The following is a 15746-nucleotide window of genomic DNA, read 5'->3' as shown; positions in this document are numbered from 1 at the left end:
GCCTGCAGCACGATGGGGATGGACGGGGGTCCACACACAGCCCGGATCGCGGCGGCGATGACGCTGGCGCAGTCCGGCGGCCACCACGCCGCGGCCGTCGAGATCGAGGCGATCCGGGCCGGTCTCGGGCCGGAGCCCAGTTACGCGCTGGCCGCCGCGGAGTACGTCCGCGGCGTCACCGCCCACCACGCCAGCGACGCCGACGAGGCGCTCGCTGCGGTCGAGGCCTGCCTGCAGGTCGCCCGCGCGATCGACGAGCCCGGCTGGGAGGCGAACGCCTTCCCGATCAGGATCATCAACCTGGCCCGCAGCGGCCGCGGCGGCGACACCGTCGCCGACCTGGTCGCGGCCGAAGCAGCTCTCAGCCGTACGACGGACGCCGGGCTCGCCGCGTGGGCGCACACCGGACTCGGGTACGCGTACGACGTCCTGCGGCTGTTCGAGCTGTGCATCCCGCACTTCGAGGCCGCCACGCAGACCGACGCCGACGTGTTCGAGCTGGCCGAGTCCGAGGCGATCGACCGGCTGAACCTCGCCGAGACCTACCTGCGCTGGGCGCACGAGCTGGAGCGGCTCGGCGATCCGTCGTACCAGCAGGAGATCCAGGAGCGGCTGGCCTCGGCGGCCTACTGGGCAAGGGATGCAGAGCGCGTCATCGTCGACGACGAGAACCAGGAGTACTGGCGGCTCAGCGCCCGGCTCTGGCTGGCGGCTGCGGTGACAGCGGACGACCCTGCGGCAGCAGCGGTGGAGCTGGCCGAGTGCCGCGACCAGATCTGCAAGCTGGGCGAGACAGAGCGGCTGGCGATCGCCGGGGCCTACCTGGCAAGGGCTTTCGAGCTTGCGGGCGAGCTGGAGAAGGCGCAGGCGGCTGCTGCTCGTGCTGTCGACGACCTGATCCCGCTGGCCGACCCGGCGACCCAGATGCTCGTGCTGCAGACCAGATCGGAGCTGGCAGCGGTCGCTGGTGACCCGGGAGCCCTTGCCGGGTTGGATTACGCGCACTCGGTCGCCCGGGCCTGGTGGAAGGAACGGCGCCGCGCGCTGAACGCCGTACGGCACGCACTCGACGCGCACGACCTGTCCGCGCGGCACGACGCCGAGTGGCACGCGGCCCGGCAGGACCCGCTGACCGGGATCGGCAACCGCCGGGCGATGGACGAGCGGCTCACCGCGGCCCGCGACTCGCAGCGCGCGGTCACCCTGCTGGCCATCGACGTGGACCGGCTGAAGATCGTCAACGACACCTTCGGGCACGCCTGCGGGGACGAATTGCTGCAGGTTGTGGCAAACCTGCTGGTAGAACAGGCCCGGTCGACCGACGCCGTGATTCGATCGGGCGGCGACGAGTTCTTCGTGGTGCTGGACCAGCCGGACGCGAAGGGCGGCTACCAGCTGGCCGAACGGATCCGGGCGGCGGTGGCCGGCATCGTGGCCGGGACCGGCAAGCCCTGGCTGGCCGAGCTCGGCCTGAGCATCGGGTACGCGGCGACCGCCGAAGGAGTACCCGTGGACCGGCTGGTCCCGCTGGCCGACAGCCGGCTGTACGAGGACAAACGCCGGCACCGGTGAGCGAGAGTGTGGTTGGAGGTAAGGGATGGCGGTGACCGCGCGGATCGCGGCGGCGATGGCGCGGGCCCAGTCGGGCAGCCCGGCCGAGGCGATGCAGGACATCCGCCGGCTGCTGACCGAGCTCGGACCGGAGCCGACGCCCGAGCGGGCCGCCGCGGAGTACGTCCGTGCGGTCGCCGCGCACCACGGCACCGACGCCGAGGAGGCGCTGGACGCGGTCGACGGCTGCATCCGGATCGCCCGCACCATCGACGAGCCCGGCTGGGAGGCGAACGCGCTGGGGCTGCGGATCGTCACCCTGATCCGCACCGGTGAGGGCGGCGACTCGGTCACCGACCTGGTCGCGGCCGAGAACGCCCTGTCCCGCACGCACGACGCCGGGCTCGCCAGCTGGGCGCACACCGGCCTCGGCTACGCCTACGACCTGCTCCGCCTGTTCGAGCTGTGCATCCCGCACTTCGAGGAGGCCGCGGCGACCATGAGCGACCCGCTCGGGCTGCCGGAGGCCCCGGTGATCGACCGGCTCAACCTGGCCGAGTCGAACCTGCGCTGGGCCCATGAGATGGAGCGACTCGGCGATCCGTCGTACGACGAGCAGATCGCGCTGCGGCACTCCGAGGCGCGCCGCTGGGCCGCCGACGCGAACCAGGCGATCGTCAGCGCCGACCTGCTCGGCTACTGGCCGATGGCCGGGCGGATGTGGCTGGCCGCGAGCAGCTGGGACGCCGAGCCGGCCGAGGCCGCGGTGATCCTCAAGGACTGCCGCGACCAGCTCGCCAAGCTCGGCGACCTGGAGCTGACCGCGATCGCCGGTGCCTACCTGGCCAAGGCGTACGCCGCGCTCGGCCGGCTCGACGACGCGATCGAGGCGGCCTCGCAGGCCGGAGTCGACCTGCCGCCGACGTCGGACCCACCGGTCGAGGCGCTGGTCCGGCACACCGCCGTACAGATCGTGGCGGACTCCGGTGACGCCGGTGCGGCCGCGGGTCTGCAGTACGCGCGGGCGATCACCAGAGGCTGGTGGGCCGAACGCCTCCGCGGCCTGTACGCCGTACGAAGTGCTCTCGCGACGCACGAGTTGTCGATCCGGCACGACGCCGAGTGGCGCGCGGCCCGCGAGGATCCCCTGACCGGTGTGGGAAACCGGCGCGCGCTCGACGAGCGGATGAGCGCCGCGCTCGACTCCGGCCGCTCGATCGCCGTGATCGCGATCGACGTGGACAACCTCAAGGTGGTCAACGACAGCCACGGCCACGCCTCCGGCGACGAGGTCCTGCGCCGCGTCGCGCAGCTGCTCACCGAGCAGTCCCGCGCCGAGGACGTGGTGGTCCGGGCGGGCGGCGACGAGTTCGTCGTCGTGCTCGACAACCCCGACGAGCGCGGCGCCCGCGAGCTGGTCGAACGCATCCGCACCGCCGCCGAACGGATCGCCGCGAGCGCCGCCGAGCCGTGGTTCGCGATGCTCCGCCTCAGCATCGGCCAGGCCTCCAGCACCGACGGCGTCGCGATCACCGACCTGCTCCCCGAGGCCGACCGCCGGATGTACGCCGAGAAGCGCAACCGCCGCCGCTGACCGTTAGCTGTCAGGCCCCGCTGGTTCGCTGACCGCGTCTGCTCGAACGTCTCCGGCCTGTACGAGTGGGCGGAGGTGAAGGACGCGCTGGAAGAGGTCACCCCGCTGACGGCGGCCGTGGAGGCGTTCCTCGACCGCGGTCCCGCTGCTCGACAAGCCCGCCGTCCCGCGCTGCGCCGGGAGCTGCGGCGGCTGCGGAAGCTCGAGCAGACCATCCGGCTGGACTGGGACCCGACGGCCGAGCGGCTGCGGACCCGGGCCGAGGTCGCCGCCGGGCTGCACCAACTGGCCACATCGCTGGCGCCGACCGGAGCGCACGGCAGCAGCTACGGGATGGGGTTCGCCGCCGGGTTCGGCCGGGCGCAGACGGTGGTGCTGGAGGTGGCCGAGGAGGTCCGCGGTGTCTGGTTGCCGGGGCTCACCGTGGAAGACGTGGCATTCCCCGGTCAGTAGTCCAGAAACCCTTCCACCACGAGGTTTCTGATCTGCGGCAGGTAGTCGGCGTGCAGGTCGTCGCGGTCGAGGATCGTCGCGAGCGCGTCGAGGATCTGGCCGGTGGACAGGTCGCCGTCGCAGGCGCCGACGAAGCCGGCCAGGACGGTGTCGGCCTGCTCGGCGCGGCGCATCCCGCGCTGACGGCGCAGCACGATCGTCGCCGGGTCCTCGGCGCCGGGCGGGCCGGCGGTCTCCTGGACGACGTCGTCGGCGACCTTCAGGTGCAGGCCGGTCAGGTCTTCGGGCAGCCCTTCGCGGCGCTCGAAGCGGTGCAGGACGTGCGGGCCGATCGGCTGCTCGATCTCGTACGGCCAGGGCTCGGCGTCCGTCGTACCGGGGACGTTGTGCAGGTTGATCCAGCCCATGCCGATCGCCTCGACCTGCTGGTCGTCCAGCCAGGCCAGCCACTCGTCGTACCGCTGTGTGTACTCCGGCCGGCCGTGCAGGCCCGCGTCGCGCAGCCACAGCTCGACGTACTCGGCCGGGTCGAGCTGCTCGCGCTGCACGGCCCAGCTGGAGCGGTCACCGGTCCAGCTCGCGATGCGGTCCTGCCAGTTCTGGCCACGGACACAGGTCCAGTTGGCCAGCAGCTGGCACCAGCCGCCGTCGGTGAGGTGCTGCGGCGCCTGCCGGACCAGCTGCTCGACGACAGCGTCACCGGCGAACCCGGTCTCCCGGTAGGTCAGCTTGCCGTCGCTCGGCGGTGCGATCACGTACGGCGGGTTGCTGACGATCAGGTCGAACCGCTGACCCGCCACCGGCTCGTACAGCGACCCGTCGCGCACGTCCAGCTCGACCCGGTTGAGCGCGGCCGTCCAGCGGGTCAGCTGCAACGCTCGTGGGTTCACGTCGGTGGCGACGATGTGGTTCGCCCGGTCGGACAGGTGCAGCGCCTGGATGCCGCAGCCGGTGCCCAGGTCGAGCGCGCTCTCCACCTTCAGCGGCACGGTCAGCTTCACCAGGCTGAGGCTGGCCGGTGCGATGCCCAGCACGTAGTCGGTGCGCATCGGCGCTCGCCGGCCGTCCAGCCCGGGGGTCGGGTCGGCGACGACCCACCAGGCGCGGTCGTCCTCGGCGTACGGGCGGATGTCGATCGCGGCGAGCACGTCCTCGCCCTGCGCGATCACGATGCCCAGGGCAAGCAGTTCGGGCAGGATCTCCTTGTCCAGCAGGGATTCTGGCACCGGGCGCTGCAGCAGGAACAGCCGGATCAGCGTGTCGAGCGAGTCGCCGCCACTGGTCTGCCGGTACGCCAGGGTGGTCTCGTTGCGCGCCAGCGCCTGGTTAGCCCGGGCACCGAGCCGCTCCGCGACTCCCTCGACGGTGTAGTCCGCCGCCTCGAACAGTCCACGCAGCCGGTCCACCAGACCACTCGACAGGTCACTCATGGACCCATCCTCGCTCAAGCGGCGCGGGCGGTGCTGAACAGGAGGGTGCCCGACTCGACGAAGTCCTCCGGCTCCAGCTCGGCCAAGGCGCGCTCGGCCGCCACCACGCACGCCGTACGACGCTCGGCCGGCAGCAGGTCGAGCCGCCGGGCCATCGACCCGATCACCAGCGAGTGGGCCAGGAACTGCTCGGCGGTGACCTCACGGCGGAAGCGCTCGACGGTGACGTCGACCTCGGCGAACCCGGAGGAGGTCAGCGCCGCGGCCAGCTGGTCCAGGTCCGACGTCACGCTGTTCGACGGCAGCTGCGGCGAGGGGTCCTCCGGAGCGTCGTGCTGGTTGATGACCCGCACCCACACGTCGTACGCCGGGTGCGGGTCGCGCGTCGACCAGGTGACCGCGCCGAACGAGCCGCTGGGCGCCAGCGCTCGCCGTACGGCGCCCAACGCGAGCGGCAGGTCAGGCAGGTGGAACAGCACGAACGGCATCACCACCGCGTCCAGCGAGCCGTCAGCAAACGGCAGCGCCTGGACGTCGGCCACCACACGCCCGTAACGGGCCGGCGCGCGCCGGATCATCGCCTCGGTGACGTCTGCGCCCAGCACCTGGGCCCGCGGCGCCAGCGTCGCCAAGTGGTCGAGCAGGCGGCCCGGACCGCAGCCCAGCTCGGCCACGCGGCGCGCACTGGTCAGCGGGAGCCGGTCGGCGAGCTCCCGCGCGTGGACGGCGAGCACGTCGGCCCAGCGGCCGTCGTACGCCTCCGCGATGCGGGCGTAGTTGCTCTGGACCGCGGTCACAGGAAGTACGGCGTCGCTGTGCGGAGGACCTCGGCGAGCTTGGCGCGGACCAGCTCCCGGTGCGGGACCTGGTGCACGGTGTCGCCGATCCGGACGCCCTGGTCGACCAGGACGTACAGGGCCCGGAGCGTGCGCATCGTGTTGGTGATCTCCGGGCGGACGCCGTCCGGCGGCGGGTTGCCCAGCGCGCGGGCCGCCGGGTCGAGCCAGGCCGTCACGTCCGTCTCGACCAGGTCGGGGCGGGTCAGGGTGGCAGCGAGTGCGTAGCCGAGGCGGTCGTCCTCGAGGTCGCGCAGCACGAAGTCGGTCGGCGTCAGCAGCCGGCCGATCCCGAGCCGGAGCATCTCCACCGGCTCGACCGCCGAGACCCGGCCGAGCGTGCCGAGCAGGTCGGCGCCGTGCGCGATGGCGTGCAGCCAGCCGAGCTTGGCGTCGTACCCGCGCAGGTCCTCCTCCGCGACGTACCAGCGCTCGAACGGCGGCACCCAGCTCGGCTCGAACACCCCGACCGACACGATCGAGTCCAGGATCAGCGGCGCGAACGTGCGCGCCTGGATCTCCGGGTCGCCGAACCGCCCGGCCATCTCGTCACCGAGCTCCCGGAGCAGCTCCGGCGCCAGCACGCCCTTCCCGATCCAGGTCGCCAGCACCGAGTACGCCTGGCCGTCGCGGACGGTCGCGTCCGGTGAGCGCAGCATCCCCGACAGCTCCGCGACCAGCTCGTCCACCGGCCGGTCGGCCGGCACCTCGAAACCCTCAGCACGCACCCGCGCCCAGTCGGTCATGACGCAGAACCTAACGGCTCAGCAACCGCACCGCCACCCGCGCCGCCCGCACCCTGGACCGTCTCGATCGCAAGGCTGCCGATGTTGCCGTCGGATCGCGAACGCGTTGCATCGATCTCGGTCTCTGCAGCTAGCTGCAGAGACCCTGGCGACCGCCCTGGGGGTGCTGCCTACCGTCCAGAGACCAGTCAACGAGACGAAGGAGCAGCTCATGAGGATCATCGCCCGGACCACGCTCGTCGCCGTTCTCGCCGCCGCGGTGGCGCTGTCGGCCACGCAGGCGTCCGCCGTACCGGCCAGTGACACCGGTGCCGTCGTGGAACGCGCCCTGGCCGCCCGCGGGCCCGACCAGACCGGCCCGGCCAGACCGGTCGTCGACGCGCGGTCCGGCGCCAAGAGCGTGACCGTCACCGGCGACGGCGCCAGCCACACCGTCACCGCGGTCGACCGGCGTAACTCGGAGGTACGCCGGCTGGCCGACGGCGGCCAGGTCATCACCGTCCTGCGGCACGGCACCACCGCCCGGTACGACGTCACACCGCAACCCGGCTGGACCCTCCGCCCCTCCGGCGCCGGCTTCCTGATCACCCACCCCGGCACCGACGAGACCGGCGTCATCGAGGCCCCCTGGGCGATCGATGCCAACGGCAAACAGATCCGGACCTGGTACACCGCCGAAGGCAACCAGCTGGTCCAGCACGTCGACGCCACCGGCGCCCGCTACCCGCTGACGCTGGACCCGAAGCTCACCTTCGGCCGCGGCATGTACCTGAACCTGACCGGCGCCGAGATCCAGCTCATCCTCGGCGCGATGATCGCGATCGGCGGCGGGGCGGCGGTCCTGACCTGCAAGGGCATCACCAAGCTGAAGGGCAAGATCAAGGAGGCCGCCGACCTGATCTGCAAGTTCGCCCCGACGATCTCGCTCGGCGGCGTCTTCAAGACGCTCAAGAGCCTCGGCGAGATCAACGCACTGGCCTGCTACCAGAAGCGGATCGTGCCGAACCAGGGCGACTGGAAGATCGTCGACGGCAAGAACTGCCGCTGACGTCGAAGCGGCCCGTGGGACGTCCGCCGAAACGGAAACCCCACGGGCCGCGGCGGCCAGGACCCCTCAGCCCGGCCGGGTGTCCGACCACCGGGTCCCCTGATCCGGTGGCCGTCTCTGGGTCAGGCGTCGCGCTTCTTCGCGACGACCAACGCGATCACCAGCAGGCCGAGGGCCCACGCGGCGAAGTACACGAAAGACCAGCCCGGCGACATCACCGAGGTCGACTCACCGCCGCCCGGCACCGCACCCTGCTCACCGTTCAGGAACCAGCTGACCCGGGAGAACGGACCCCAGTCGCCGATGAACTCGCCGACCTTCGGGATCGCCAGGCCGATGCCCTCGAGCAGCAGCGGCCAGCAGATCACGATCGCCAGCGCGCCGGCGCTCTGCCGGATCAGGATGCCGATCGCGACCGCGAAGATCGCGGCCAGGAAGTAGACCGGGGCGACGCCGAGCACACCGCGCCAGTCGGCACCGCTGTTCAGCGCCAGGTCGGCATCCGGGACGAGCAGCTTGCCGAGCAGCAGCGCACCGAACGCGCTGACCAGACCGACGACCCCGCTCAGCACCGCCGCGACCAGGGTCTTGGCCAGCAGCAAGGGCGTCCGCTTCGGCGCCGACAGGAAGCTGGTCCGGACGGTGCCGAACCGGTACTCGGTGGTGACGGCCAGCGTGGCCATCACCATCATCACGATCATCCCGAACAGGTAGGTGCCCTGGGTGTCGACCGGCCGGAAGTCCCGGCTGATGTCGTCGGGGGTGAAGATGAAGCCGAGCGTGATGAACCCGTCGGCCAGCACCAGCGCGAGCGCCAGGCACCACCACGGCGACCGGGTGCTGAAGAGCTTGATCCGCTCAACGGTGACCAGCGACATCAGTTCTTCTCCTCTTCCGCCACGACGATCTCCGAGGCCGGGACCGGCGGCGCGACCTGGGCCTCGAGCCCGTCGTGCGCGTGGTACTGGACCGAGTCGCCCGTCATCTGCATGAAGGCCTGCTCCAGCGAGCCGCGCTGCAGGGTCAGCTCGTGCAGCACGATGCCCTGGGCGGCCGCGGCCTCACCGATCTGGTCGGTGGTGACCTGGCCGTCGACGAACAGCACCTTGCCCTCGTCCTTGACGTCCTCGATCCGGGTCGCCAGGTTGCCCTGCTGGAGGACGTCCTGGAGCTGGTCGAGCTGCGGGCTGCGGACCTTGATGCTGTTGCCGCTGGCCTGGTCGACGAACTGCTTGGTGCTGGTCTGCGAGATCAGCCGGCCCTTGCCGATGACGACCAGTTCCTCGGCCGTCAGCGCCATCTCCGACAGCAGGTGGCTGGACACGAAGACGGTCCGGCCCTCCTCGGCCAGCCGGTGCATGAACTTGCGGATCCAGACGATGCCCTCGGGGTCGAGTCCGTTCACCGGCTCGTCGAAGAGCAGGATCTCGGGGTCACCGAGCAGGGCGCCGGCGATACCGAGCCGCTGGGACATGCCCAGCGAGTAGGCGCCGGCCCGCTTGCCGGCGACCTCGGTCAGGCCGACGATCTCGAGCACCTCGTCGACGCGCGCCTTCGGCAGCTTGTTCGACGCCGCCATCCAGGTCAGGTGCGCCCGCGCCGAGCGGTTCGGGTGCACCCACTTGGCGTCCAGCAGGGCGCCGACCTTGCGCAGCGGCTGCTTGAGGTCGACGTAGTGCTGGCCGTCGATCCGGACGTCGCCGGAGGTCGGGGTGTCCAGGCCGAGGATCATCCGCATGGTGGTGGACTTGCCGGCGCCGTTCGGGCCGAGGAAGCCGGTCACCGTGCCGGGTTTCACCTCGAAGGACAGGTTGTCAACGGCAACGGTCTCGCCGTATCGCTTGGTGAGGCTCTGTGCCTCGATCATCGCCGTACTCCTCGTTCGGTAGCGCGCCGGATGTCAGGGCGGGCGGTCGTCTCCAGTATCGAGTCGCGACCCCCTGGTCGCATCGGACCCGGGACGGATCCGGTGTGTCCACCTGGGGATGGAGTCTTCCGTCCCACCCGCCGGGCGGCCATCGGGCAAGTCCCTGACCGTCCCCCTGAGCATCCCGTACGACGGGGTCGCGGGGCATCAGCCGAAAGTCGACGCGCCGGAGACGAAAGACCGGCAGTCACTACCAGTTGACGGCGTACTCCGAGCAAGGACTGCCCTTTCGGGCAAAGCGAAACGGCCCGCCGGAGTGTCTCCGGCGGGCCGTTGCGGGTGCTGCGGGTGGATCAGGCGGCGACGTTCGCCTCGGCCGGGGTGTCGGAGATGACCGACTCCCGGCGCTTGGAGACGACCACCGCGACCGCGATCACGACGAGCGCCACGACAGCGATCACGACGCGCAGCACGGTGTTGGTGTCCTCGCCGATGCTGGACAGCCCGACGACGGCCGGGGCGATCAGCACCGAGACCAGGTTCATCACCTTGATCAGCGGGTTGATGGCCGGGCCGGCGGTGTCCTTGAACGGGTCGCCCACGGTGTCACCGATGATGGTGGCCTCGTGCGCCGGCGAGCCCTTGCCGCCGTGGTTGCCGTCCTCGACCAGCTTCTTCGCGTTGTCCCAGGCGCCACCGGAGTTGGCCAGGAACACCGCCATCAGCGTGCCGGACGCGATCGCACCGGCCAGGTAGCCGGCCAGCGCCGAGGCGCCGAGACCGAAGCCGACGGCGATCGGGGCCGCGATCGCGAGCAGACCCGGGGTGGCCAGCTCACGCAGCGAGTCGCGGGTGCAGATGTCGACGACCTTGCCGTACTCCGGCTTGCCGGTGCCCTCCATGATCCCGGGGATGTCGCGGAACTGGCGACGGACCTCGTAGACGACCGCACCGGCGGCGCGGCCGACGGCGTTGATCGCGAGCCCGGAGAACATGAACACGACCGCGGCACCGATGATCAGGCCGACCAGGGTGGACGGGTCGAAGACCAGCGCGTCGGCGTTGAACGCGGCGTCGCCGGCGTCGTTCAGGACCGAGTAGATCGAGTCCGTGTACGAACCGAACAGCGCGGTCGCGGCCAGGACCGCGGTCGCGATCGCGATGCCCTTGGTGATCGCCTTGGTGGTGTTGCCGACGGCGTCGAGCTCGGTCAGGATCTGGGCGGCCTCGCCGTCCACGTCACCGGACATCTCGGCGATGCCCTGGGCGTTGTCCGAGACCGGGCCGAAGGTGTCCATCGCGACGATGACGCCGACGGTGGTGAGCAGACCACAACCGGCCAGCGCGATCGCGAACAGCGCGACGACGCCGCCGCCACCGACCAGGAACGCGCCGTACACGGCGGCGGCGATCACCAGAGCGGTGTAGACGGCCGACTCGAAGCCGACCGAGATGCCGGACAGGATCACCGTGGCGGCACCGGTCAGCGACGTCTTGCCGACGTCCTTGACCGGCTTGTCCTCGGTGCCGGTGTAGTAGCCGGTGATGGCCAGGATGATCGCGGCCAGCACGATGCCGATGATCACCGCGACGGTGGCGATGACGCGGGGGTCGCCGTCGTTGGCGGCGATCGCCTCGGTCGCACCGGTCAGGTCGGCGAACGAGCTCGGCAGGTAGACGAACGCGGCGACCGCACAGAGCACGGCCGAGACCAGGGCCGAGATGTAGAAGGCCCGGTTGATCGTGCGCAGACCGTTCTCGCCGGCCCGCGGGCGGGTCAGGAACACACCCAGGACGGCGGTGACGGCACCGATGGCCGGCACGATCAGCGGGAAGATCAGGCCCTGCTCGCCGAAGGCGGCCTTGCCCAGGATCAGCGACGCGACCAGCATCACGGCGTACGACTCGAACAGGTCCGCGGCCATACCGGCGCAGTCACCGACGTTGTCGCCCACGTTGTCGGCGATGGTCGCCGCGTTGCGGGGGTCGTCCTCGGGGATGTTCTGCTCGACCTTGCCGACCAGGTCGGCGCCGACGTCGGCGGCCTTGGTGAAGATGCCGCCGCCGACCCGCATGAACATGGCCAGCATGGCGGCACCGAAGCCGAAGCCCTCGAGCACGGTCGGGGCGTCGCCCTTGAAGAACAGCACGACGGCGGCAGCGCCCAGCAGGCCGAGGCCCACCGTCGCCATGCCGACCGTGCCACCGGTCCGGAAGGCGACCCGCATCGCGGGCTCGCGGCCCTCGTCGCGGGCGGCCGCGGCGACCCGCACGTTGGCGCGGGTGGCCAGCCACATGCCCAGGTACCCGATGGTGGCCGAGAAGCCGGCTCCCACCAGGAAGAAGATGGAGCGCCACACCTTCAGCCAGGTCTCGTTGTCACCGTCGCTGTGCGCCGGCAGCAGGAACAGCAGCAGGAAGGCCGCCAGGGCGAACCCGCCCAGCGTCTTGAACTGGCGGTTCAGATAGGCTTGGGCTCCTTCCTGCACCGCCTGGGCGATCGTCTTCATGCTCTCGGTGCCGTCGTTCGCGGCAAGCACCTGGCTGCGGAACACCATCGCGATGATGACCGCAAGAACTGCGATCACTCCGACGACGACCACCAACATGGTGTTGCTCGACGACAGATCCACCGCTTGTACAGCAAGCTGCGCGGACATCCGTCCTCCTTGTAGGCAACCCCTCTGGGCAACCGAAGGGGTCGGGAAATACGAAAAAGACGCCAACTCTCCTGGCGCGGTGGGTCACTCTAACGGGTCAGGTACCAGACCTGACGGCGGGGTGGTCTGGCTCACACCACCGACCGTAGTGACAGGGACACCTTTTCAGATCGCCGATGCGACGTCCGGGTGGATCTCGAAGACCTTGGTCAGGCCGGTGATCCGGAAGATCTTCAGCAGTCGTTCCTGGGTGCAGACCAGCGACAGCGTGCCGTCGTGGGTGCGCACCCGTTTGAGTCCGCCGACCAGGACACCGAGTCCGGTCGAGTCCAGGAACTCCACTCTTTCCAGGTCGACGACGAGGTCGTACTGCCCCGCGTCGACCAGCGAGACGATCGTCTCGCGCAGCTTCGGCGCGGTGTAGACGTCGATCTCCCCACCCACCTCGACGACGGTGCGCCCGCCCTCCGGACGCGTCGTCAGCGACAGATCCACTTCGGCCTCCGATCCCGTGAACCGTTGCATTCAACCATGTACGGACCGTGAAGAGGACCGCCTTGCAAAACTCTTTCATCCCGGTACGGGCCACGTCGACCTACCTGGGCGAAATGCCGCGTGCAGGTGCAATTGCATCCGCCTGTGCAGCGCGAGCTAGTGTCTTGCTTCATGGGTGAGGCGGCACAGCGACTGCGTGACCTCACCTCTGGTCCAGACCGCTCCGAGCGGTTGACCCATGTCGAAGAGGTGCCGGCTCGCGCAGGCCGGACGGCCGAGTGGCCGCGCTGGGTCCCCTCCGAGGTGCTCGCGCAGCTGGCCGACGCCGGCGTCACCAGTCCGTGGATCCACCAGGTCGCAACAGCCGAAGCGGCGTACAGCGGGAAGCATGTGGTCGTTGCCACCGGTACGGCGTCCGGCAAGTCGCTCGGGTACCTGCTGCCATCGCTGGCGACGCTGAGCATCGCGCACGCCGCGTCACCGCACCGGCGGGCCGCGTCGGTGCTCTACCTGTCGCCGACGAAGGCACTGGCGCACGACCAGTTGCGCGCGCTGTCGCAGTACAAGGTGGACGGGCTGCGCGCAACGACACTCGACGGCGACTCCGAGCGGACCGAACGCGACTGGGCGCGCGACCACGCGACGTACGTGCTGAGCAACCCGGACATGCTGCACCGGTCGGTGCTGCCGAACCACCAGCGCTGGGCGAGGTTCCTGGGCTGCCTGCAGTACGTCGTGGTCGACGAGTGTCACCACTACCGCGGTGTCTTCGGCGCACACGTTGCCGGAGTGCTGCGGCGGTTGCGGCGGATCTGTGCGCAGTACGGCGCGCACCCGATCTTCGTCTGCGCTTCGGCCACCGTTGCCGAGCCGGCGGTGTCCGGCGAGCGACTGACCGGGCTGCCGATGGTGGAGGTGATCAACGACGGCTCACCGCGCGGCGGGATCTCCTTCGGCCTGTGGGAGCCGCCGCTGACCTCGCTGCGCGGCGAGAACGGAGCACCGGTACGACGATCCGCTCCGGCCGAGGTGGCGGAGCTGCTGACCGACCTGGTCGTGTCTGGCGTTCGCACTGTCGCCTTCGTTCGTTCACGGCGTGGAGCTGAGCAGGTCGCGATGACCGCTCGCGACAACCTGGCTGAAGTGGACCCGGCGCTGACCGAGCAGGTGTCGGCGTACCGGGCCGGGTACTTGCCGGAGGAGCGGCGGCGGTTGGAGAGCATGTTGCAGAGCGGCGAGCTCACCGGTGTCGCAGCGACCAACGCACTCGAGCTGGGGATCGACATCGCCGGGCTGGACGCCGTACTGCTGTCTGGTTGGCCGGGGACTCGCGCCTCGCTCTGGCAACAAGCAGGTCGAGCCGGTCGCGCCGGTGGGGATGCACTGGCGTTGCTGGTCGCTCGCGACGACCCACTGGATACCTATCTGGTCCGGCACCCGCAGGCGATCTTCGGGCGGCCGGTCGAAGCGACGGTGTTCAACCCGGAGAACCCGTACGTGCTCGGTCCGCAGCTGTGCGCCGCCGCGCAGGAGCTGCCGCTGACCGAGGCGGACTACGAGGTGTTCGGCACCACCACCCCGTCGGTGATCGCCCAGCTCGTCCGGCAGGGCCTGCTGCGCGAGCGGCCGCACGGCTGGTTCTGGACCCGACGGGAACGCGCCGTCGACGCCATCGACATCCGGTCGGCCGGCGGCAAGACGGTGCAGATCGTCGAGGACCGGACCGGCCGCCTGCTCGGTACGGTCGACGGCGGTTCGGCCCACGCGTCGGTGCACGAGGGCGCGGTCTACGTGCACGCCGGTGAGTCGTACCTGGTCCGCACGCTCGACCTGGAGAACCACGCCGCGATCGTCGAGCAGGCGTCACCGGACTACACGACGTTCGCGCGGGACGTGACCGAGATCAGCATCCTGGCGACGGAGTCGACCGAGCAGTGGGGGCAGGCCGAGCTGTCCCGCGGCTGGGTGCAGGTGACGAACCAGGTGGTGTCGTTCCAGCGCAAGCAGCTGGTCACCGGCGACGTGCTGGACGAGCAGCCGCTGGACCTGCCCGAGCGAACGCTGCGGACCAAGGCGGTCTGGTGGACGATGCCGGACACCGCCGTCGCCGCGCTCGGGCTGGACGACGTACCGGGGGCGGCGCACGCGGCCGAGCACGCCTCGATCGGGCTGCTCCCGCTGTTCGCGACCTGCGACCGCTGGGACATCGGCGGAGTGTCGACCGAGCGGCACGCGGACACCGGGCAGCTGACCGTCTTCGTGTACGACGGCCACCCGGGCGGCGCCGGGTTCGCCGAGCACGGGTACGCCGCGGCCCGCGAGTGGTTGACCGCGACACGGGAGGCGATTGCACACTGTGAGTGCACGGACGGGTGCCCGTCGTGCGTACAGTCGCCCAAATGTGGGAACGGGAACAACCCACTCGACAAGGGCGGCGCCGTGGCGCTGCTCACCGCATTACTCGGTAGTGAGGCCTGAAGGATCCAGCAGGTGGCTGCTGGAGGAGAGGCAGCGAACCATGGCCGTACTCGGAATCGTCCTGATCGTGCTCGCCGTCCTGCTCGGACTGGGCGTGGCGGTGTCCTCCGGTGCCTCGACCACGATGGAGGTGTTCGGCGTCGACTTCGGAGTGATGGTGACGACCGTGTTCTTCCTCGGGGCCGCCGCCGGGGCGGTGCTGATCCTCGGGCTGTGGCTGACGAAGAAGGGACTCGGGCGCGGGTACCGCCGGCACAAGGAGGTCCGGGAGCTGCGGCAGCAGGTCGCGACGACTCCTGACGGCGCAACGACCGCTGGAGAGCCCGCCGCCGTTCCGGCCTCCACTGACAGCGACGCCGAGCCGGTCGGGAAGCACGCGGCCGACGTACCGGTGGACGAGCCGCACACTGTTGCCGAGGGCCCCGAAACCCGGCAGCCGCGGTGAACGATCCTCAGCACTGAAGCAGCTTTGTCTCGATCCGCACGCGGGGGGGGGGGGGGGGGGGGGGGGGGGGGGGGGGGGGGGGGGGGGGGGGGGGGGGCGGAGGACACCGGCAGGGAGAGGGGGGTGGCTTTGGTCCGACAGCA

The 15746-nt window shown here is 70.7% G+C and carries 13 protein-coding genes; 6 read left to right on the top strand and 7 right to left on the bottom strand.

The features are described from left to right. Nucleotides 1–18: 18 nt before the first annotated feature. From ACZ6Z4_RS01060 to ACZ6Z4_RS01050, 3 genes are all read left to right on the top strand, one after another. Nucleotides 19–1572 carry a GGDEF domain-containing protein gene (locus ACZ6Z4_RS01060; protein ID WP_465556833.1) on the top strand — a complete coding sequence of 518 codons (1554 nt, stop codon included), beginning with the start codon at nucleotides 19–21 and terminating at the stop codon, nucleotides 1570–1572. A gap of 25 nt (nucleotides 1573–1597) precedes the next feature. After that, nucleotides 1598–3145 (top strand): GGDEF domain-containing protein, encoded by a 1548-nt coding sequence (locus ACZ6Z4_RS01055; RefSeq protein WP_465556831.1) that lies wholly within the window; start codon nucleotides 1598–1600, stop codon nucleotides 3143–3145. A gap of 75 nt (nucleotides 3146–3220) precedes the next feature. Continuing rightward, nucleotides 3221–3598: a hypothetical protein gene (locus tag ACZ6Z4_RS01050; RefSeq protein ID WP_465556829.1), complete on the top strand. Its 378-nt coding sequence runs from the start codon at nucleotides 3221–3223 to the stop codon at nucleotides 3596–3598. On the opposite strand, the gene ACZ6Z4_RS01045 is transcribed toward ACZ6Z4_RS01050, so the two are convergent. Genes ACZ6Z4_RS01045 through ACZ6Z4_RS01035 form a run of 3 tightly spaced genes read right to left on the bottom strand, consistent with a single transcriptional unit; the run spans nucleotide 3592 to nucleotide 6610 of the window. Then, nucleotides 3592–5028 (bottom strand): DUF7059 domain-containing protein, encoded by a 1437-nt coding sequence (locus tag ACZ6Z4_RS01045; protein WP_465556827.1) that lies wholly within the window; start codon nucleotides 5026–5028, stop codon nucleotides 3592–3594. The two genes, ACZ6Z4_RS01050 and ACZ6Z4_RS01045, sit on opposite strands and share 7 nt — an antisense overlap. Nucleotides 5029–5042: 14 nt before the next feature. Continuing rightward, a complete protein-coding gene (locus ACZ6Z4_RS01040) occupies nucleotides 5043–5825 on the bottom strand; it encodes a class I SAM-dependent methyltransferase (protein ID WP_465556825.1) in 783 nt (260 codons plus the stop codon). Beyond that, nucleotides 5822–6610 (bottom strand): DUF2785 domain-containing protein, encoded by a 789-nt coding sequence (locus tag ACZ6Z4_RS01035; protein ID WP_465556823.1) that lies wholly within the window; start codon nucleotides 6608–6610, stop codon nucleotides 5822–5824. The genes ACZ6Z4_RS01040 and ACZ6Z4_RS01035 overlap by 4 nt, the downstream gene beginning before the upstream one ends. Before the next feature lie 211 nt (nucleotides 6611–6821). Between ACZ6Z4_RS01035 and ACZ6Z4_RS01030 the strand changes: the two genes are divergently transcribed. Further along, the gene (locus tag ACZ6Z4_RS01030) at nucleotides 6822–7658 is read left to right on the top strand and encodes a hypothetical protein (RefSeq protein WP_465556821.1); all 837 of its coding nucleotides are present in this window, start codon (nucleotides 6822–6824) and stop codon (nucleotides 7656–7658) included. Nucleotides 7659–7780: 122 nt separating this feature from the next. Here ACZ6Z4_RS01030 and ACZ6Z4_RS01025 read toward each other — a convergent pair whose 3' ends face one another. The 4 genes from ACZ6Z4_RS01025 to ACZ6Z4_RS01010 all read right to left on the bottom strand — a co-directional run bounded on the left by ACZ6Z4_RS01025 (nucleotide 7781) and on the right by ACZ6Z4_RS01010 (nucleotide 12680). Beyond that, on the bottom strand, nucleotides 7781–8536 hold the full coding sequence (locus tag ACZ6Z4_RS01025) for an ABC transporter permease (protein WP_465556819.1): 756 nt from the start codon (nucleotides 8534–8536) through the stop codon (nucleotides 7781–7783). Next, entirely contained in the window at nucleotides 8536–9525 is a 990-nt protein-coding gene (locus ACZ6Z4_RS01020) for an ABC transporter ATP-binding protein (RefSeq protein ID WP_465556817.1), read from the bottom strand. The genes ACZ6Z4_RS01025 and ACZ6Z4_RS01020 overlap by 1 nt, the downstream gene beginning before the upstream one ends. A 353-nt stretch (nucleotides 9526–9878) precedes the next feature. Then, complete coding sequence (locus ACZ6Z4_RS01015) at nucleotides 9879–12185, bottom strand: sodium-translocating pyrophosphatase (RefSeq protein WP_465556815.1); 2307 nt, start codon at nucleotides 12183–12185, stop codon at nucleotides 9879–9881. A gap of 165 nt (nucleotides 12186–12350) precedes the next feature. After that, a complete protein-coding gene (locus ACZ6Z4_RS01010; protein WP_465556812.1) occupies nucleotides 12351–12680 on the bottom strand; it encodes an STAS domain-containing protein in 330 nt (109 codons plus the stop codon). A 171-nt stretch (nucleotides 12681–12851) separates the two neighbouring features. On the opposite strand from ACZ6Z4_RS01010, the gene ACZ6Z4_RS01005 reads away from it, so the two are divergent. Together ACZ6Z4_RS01005 and ACZ6Z4_RS01000 are read left to right on the top strand one after the other, a co-directional pair. Next, nucleotides 12852–15158 carry a DEAD/DEAH box helicase gene (locus tag ACZ6Z4_RS01005; protein WP_465556810.1) on the top strand — a complete coding sequence of 769 codons (2307 nt, stop codon included), beginning with the start codon at nucleotides 12852–12854 and terminating at the stop codon, nucleotides 15156–15158. Nucleotides 15159–15198: 40 nt separating this feature from the next. Further along, complete coding sequence (locus ACZ6Z4_RS01000; RefSeq protein WP_465556808.1) at nucleotides 15199–15603, top strand: hypothetical protein; 405 nt, start codon at nucleotides 15199–15201, stop codon at nucleotides 15601–15603. The last annotated feature ends 143 nt before the right edge of the window (nucleotides 15604–15746 follow it).

Source organism: Kribbella sp. NPDC104740, assembly GCF_055583505.1.
This window is presented reverse-complemented; position numbering and strand designations above follow the sequence as displayed.

Excerpts from the sequence above, each read along its gene's own strand:
- ACZ6Z4_RS01045 (WP_465556827.1), bottom strand. The coding sequence starts at position 5,028 with ATGAGTGACCTGTCGAGTGGTCTGGTGGACCGGCTGCGTGGACTGTTC.
- ACZ6Z4_RS01005 (WP_465556810.1), top strand. The coding sequence starts at position 12,852 with ATGGGTGAGGCGGCACAGCGACTGCGTGACCTCACCTCTGGTCCAGAC.
- ACZ6Z4_RS01035 (WP_465556823.1), bottom strand. The coding sequence starts at position 6,610 with ATGACCGACTGGGCGCGGGTGCGTGCTGAGGGTTTCGAGGTGCCGGCC.
- ACZ6Z4_RS01025 (WP_465556819.1), bottom strand. The coding sequence starts at position 8,536 with ATGTCGCTGGTCACCGTTGAGCGGATCAAGCTCTTCAGCACCCGGTCG.
- ACZ6Z4_RS01015 (WP_465556815.1), bottom strand. The coding sequence starts at position 12,185 with ATGTCCGCGCAGCTTGCTGTACAAGCGGTGGATCTGTCGTCGAGCAAC.
- ACZ6Z4_RS01060 (WP_465556833.1), top strand. The coding sequence starts at position 19 with ATGGACGGGGGTCCACACACAGCCCGGATCGCGGCGGCGATGACGCTG.
- ACZ6Z4_RS01020 (WP_465556817.1), bottom strand. The coding sequence starts at position 9,525 with ATGATCGAGGCACAGAGCCTCACCAAGCGATACGGCGAGACCGTTGCC.
- ACZ6Z4_RS01000 (WP_465556808.1), top strand. The coding sequence starts at position 15,199 with ATGGCCGTACTCGGAATCGTCCTGATCGTGCTCGCCGTCCTGCTCGGA.
- ACZ6Z4_RS01030 (WP_465556821.1), top strand. The coding sequence starts at position 6,822 with ATGAGGATCATCGCCCGGACCACGCTCGTCGCCGTTCTCGCCGCCGCG.
- ACZ6Z4_RS01055 (WP_465556831.1), top strand. The coding sequence starts at position 1,598 with ATGGCGGTGACCGCGCGGATCGCGGCGGCGATGGCGCGGGCCCAGTCG.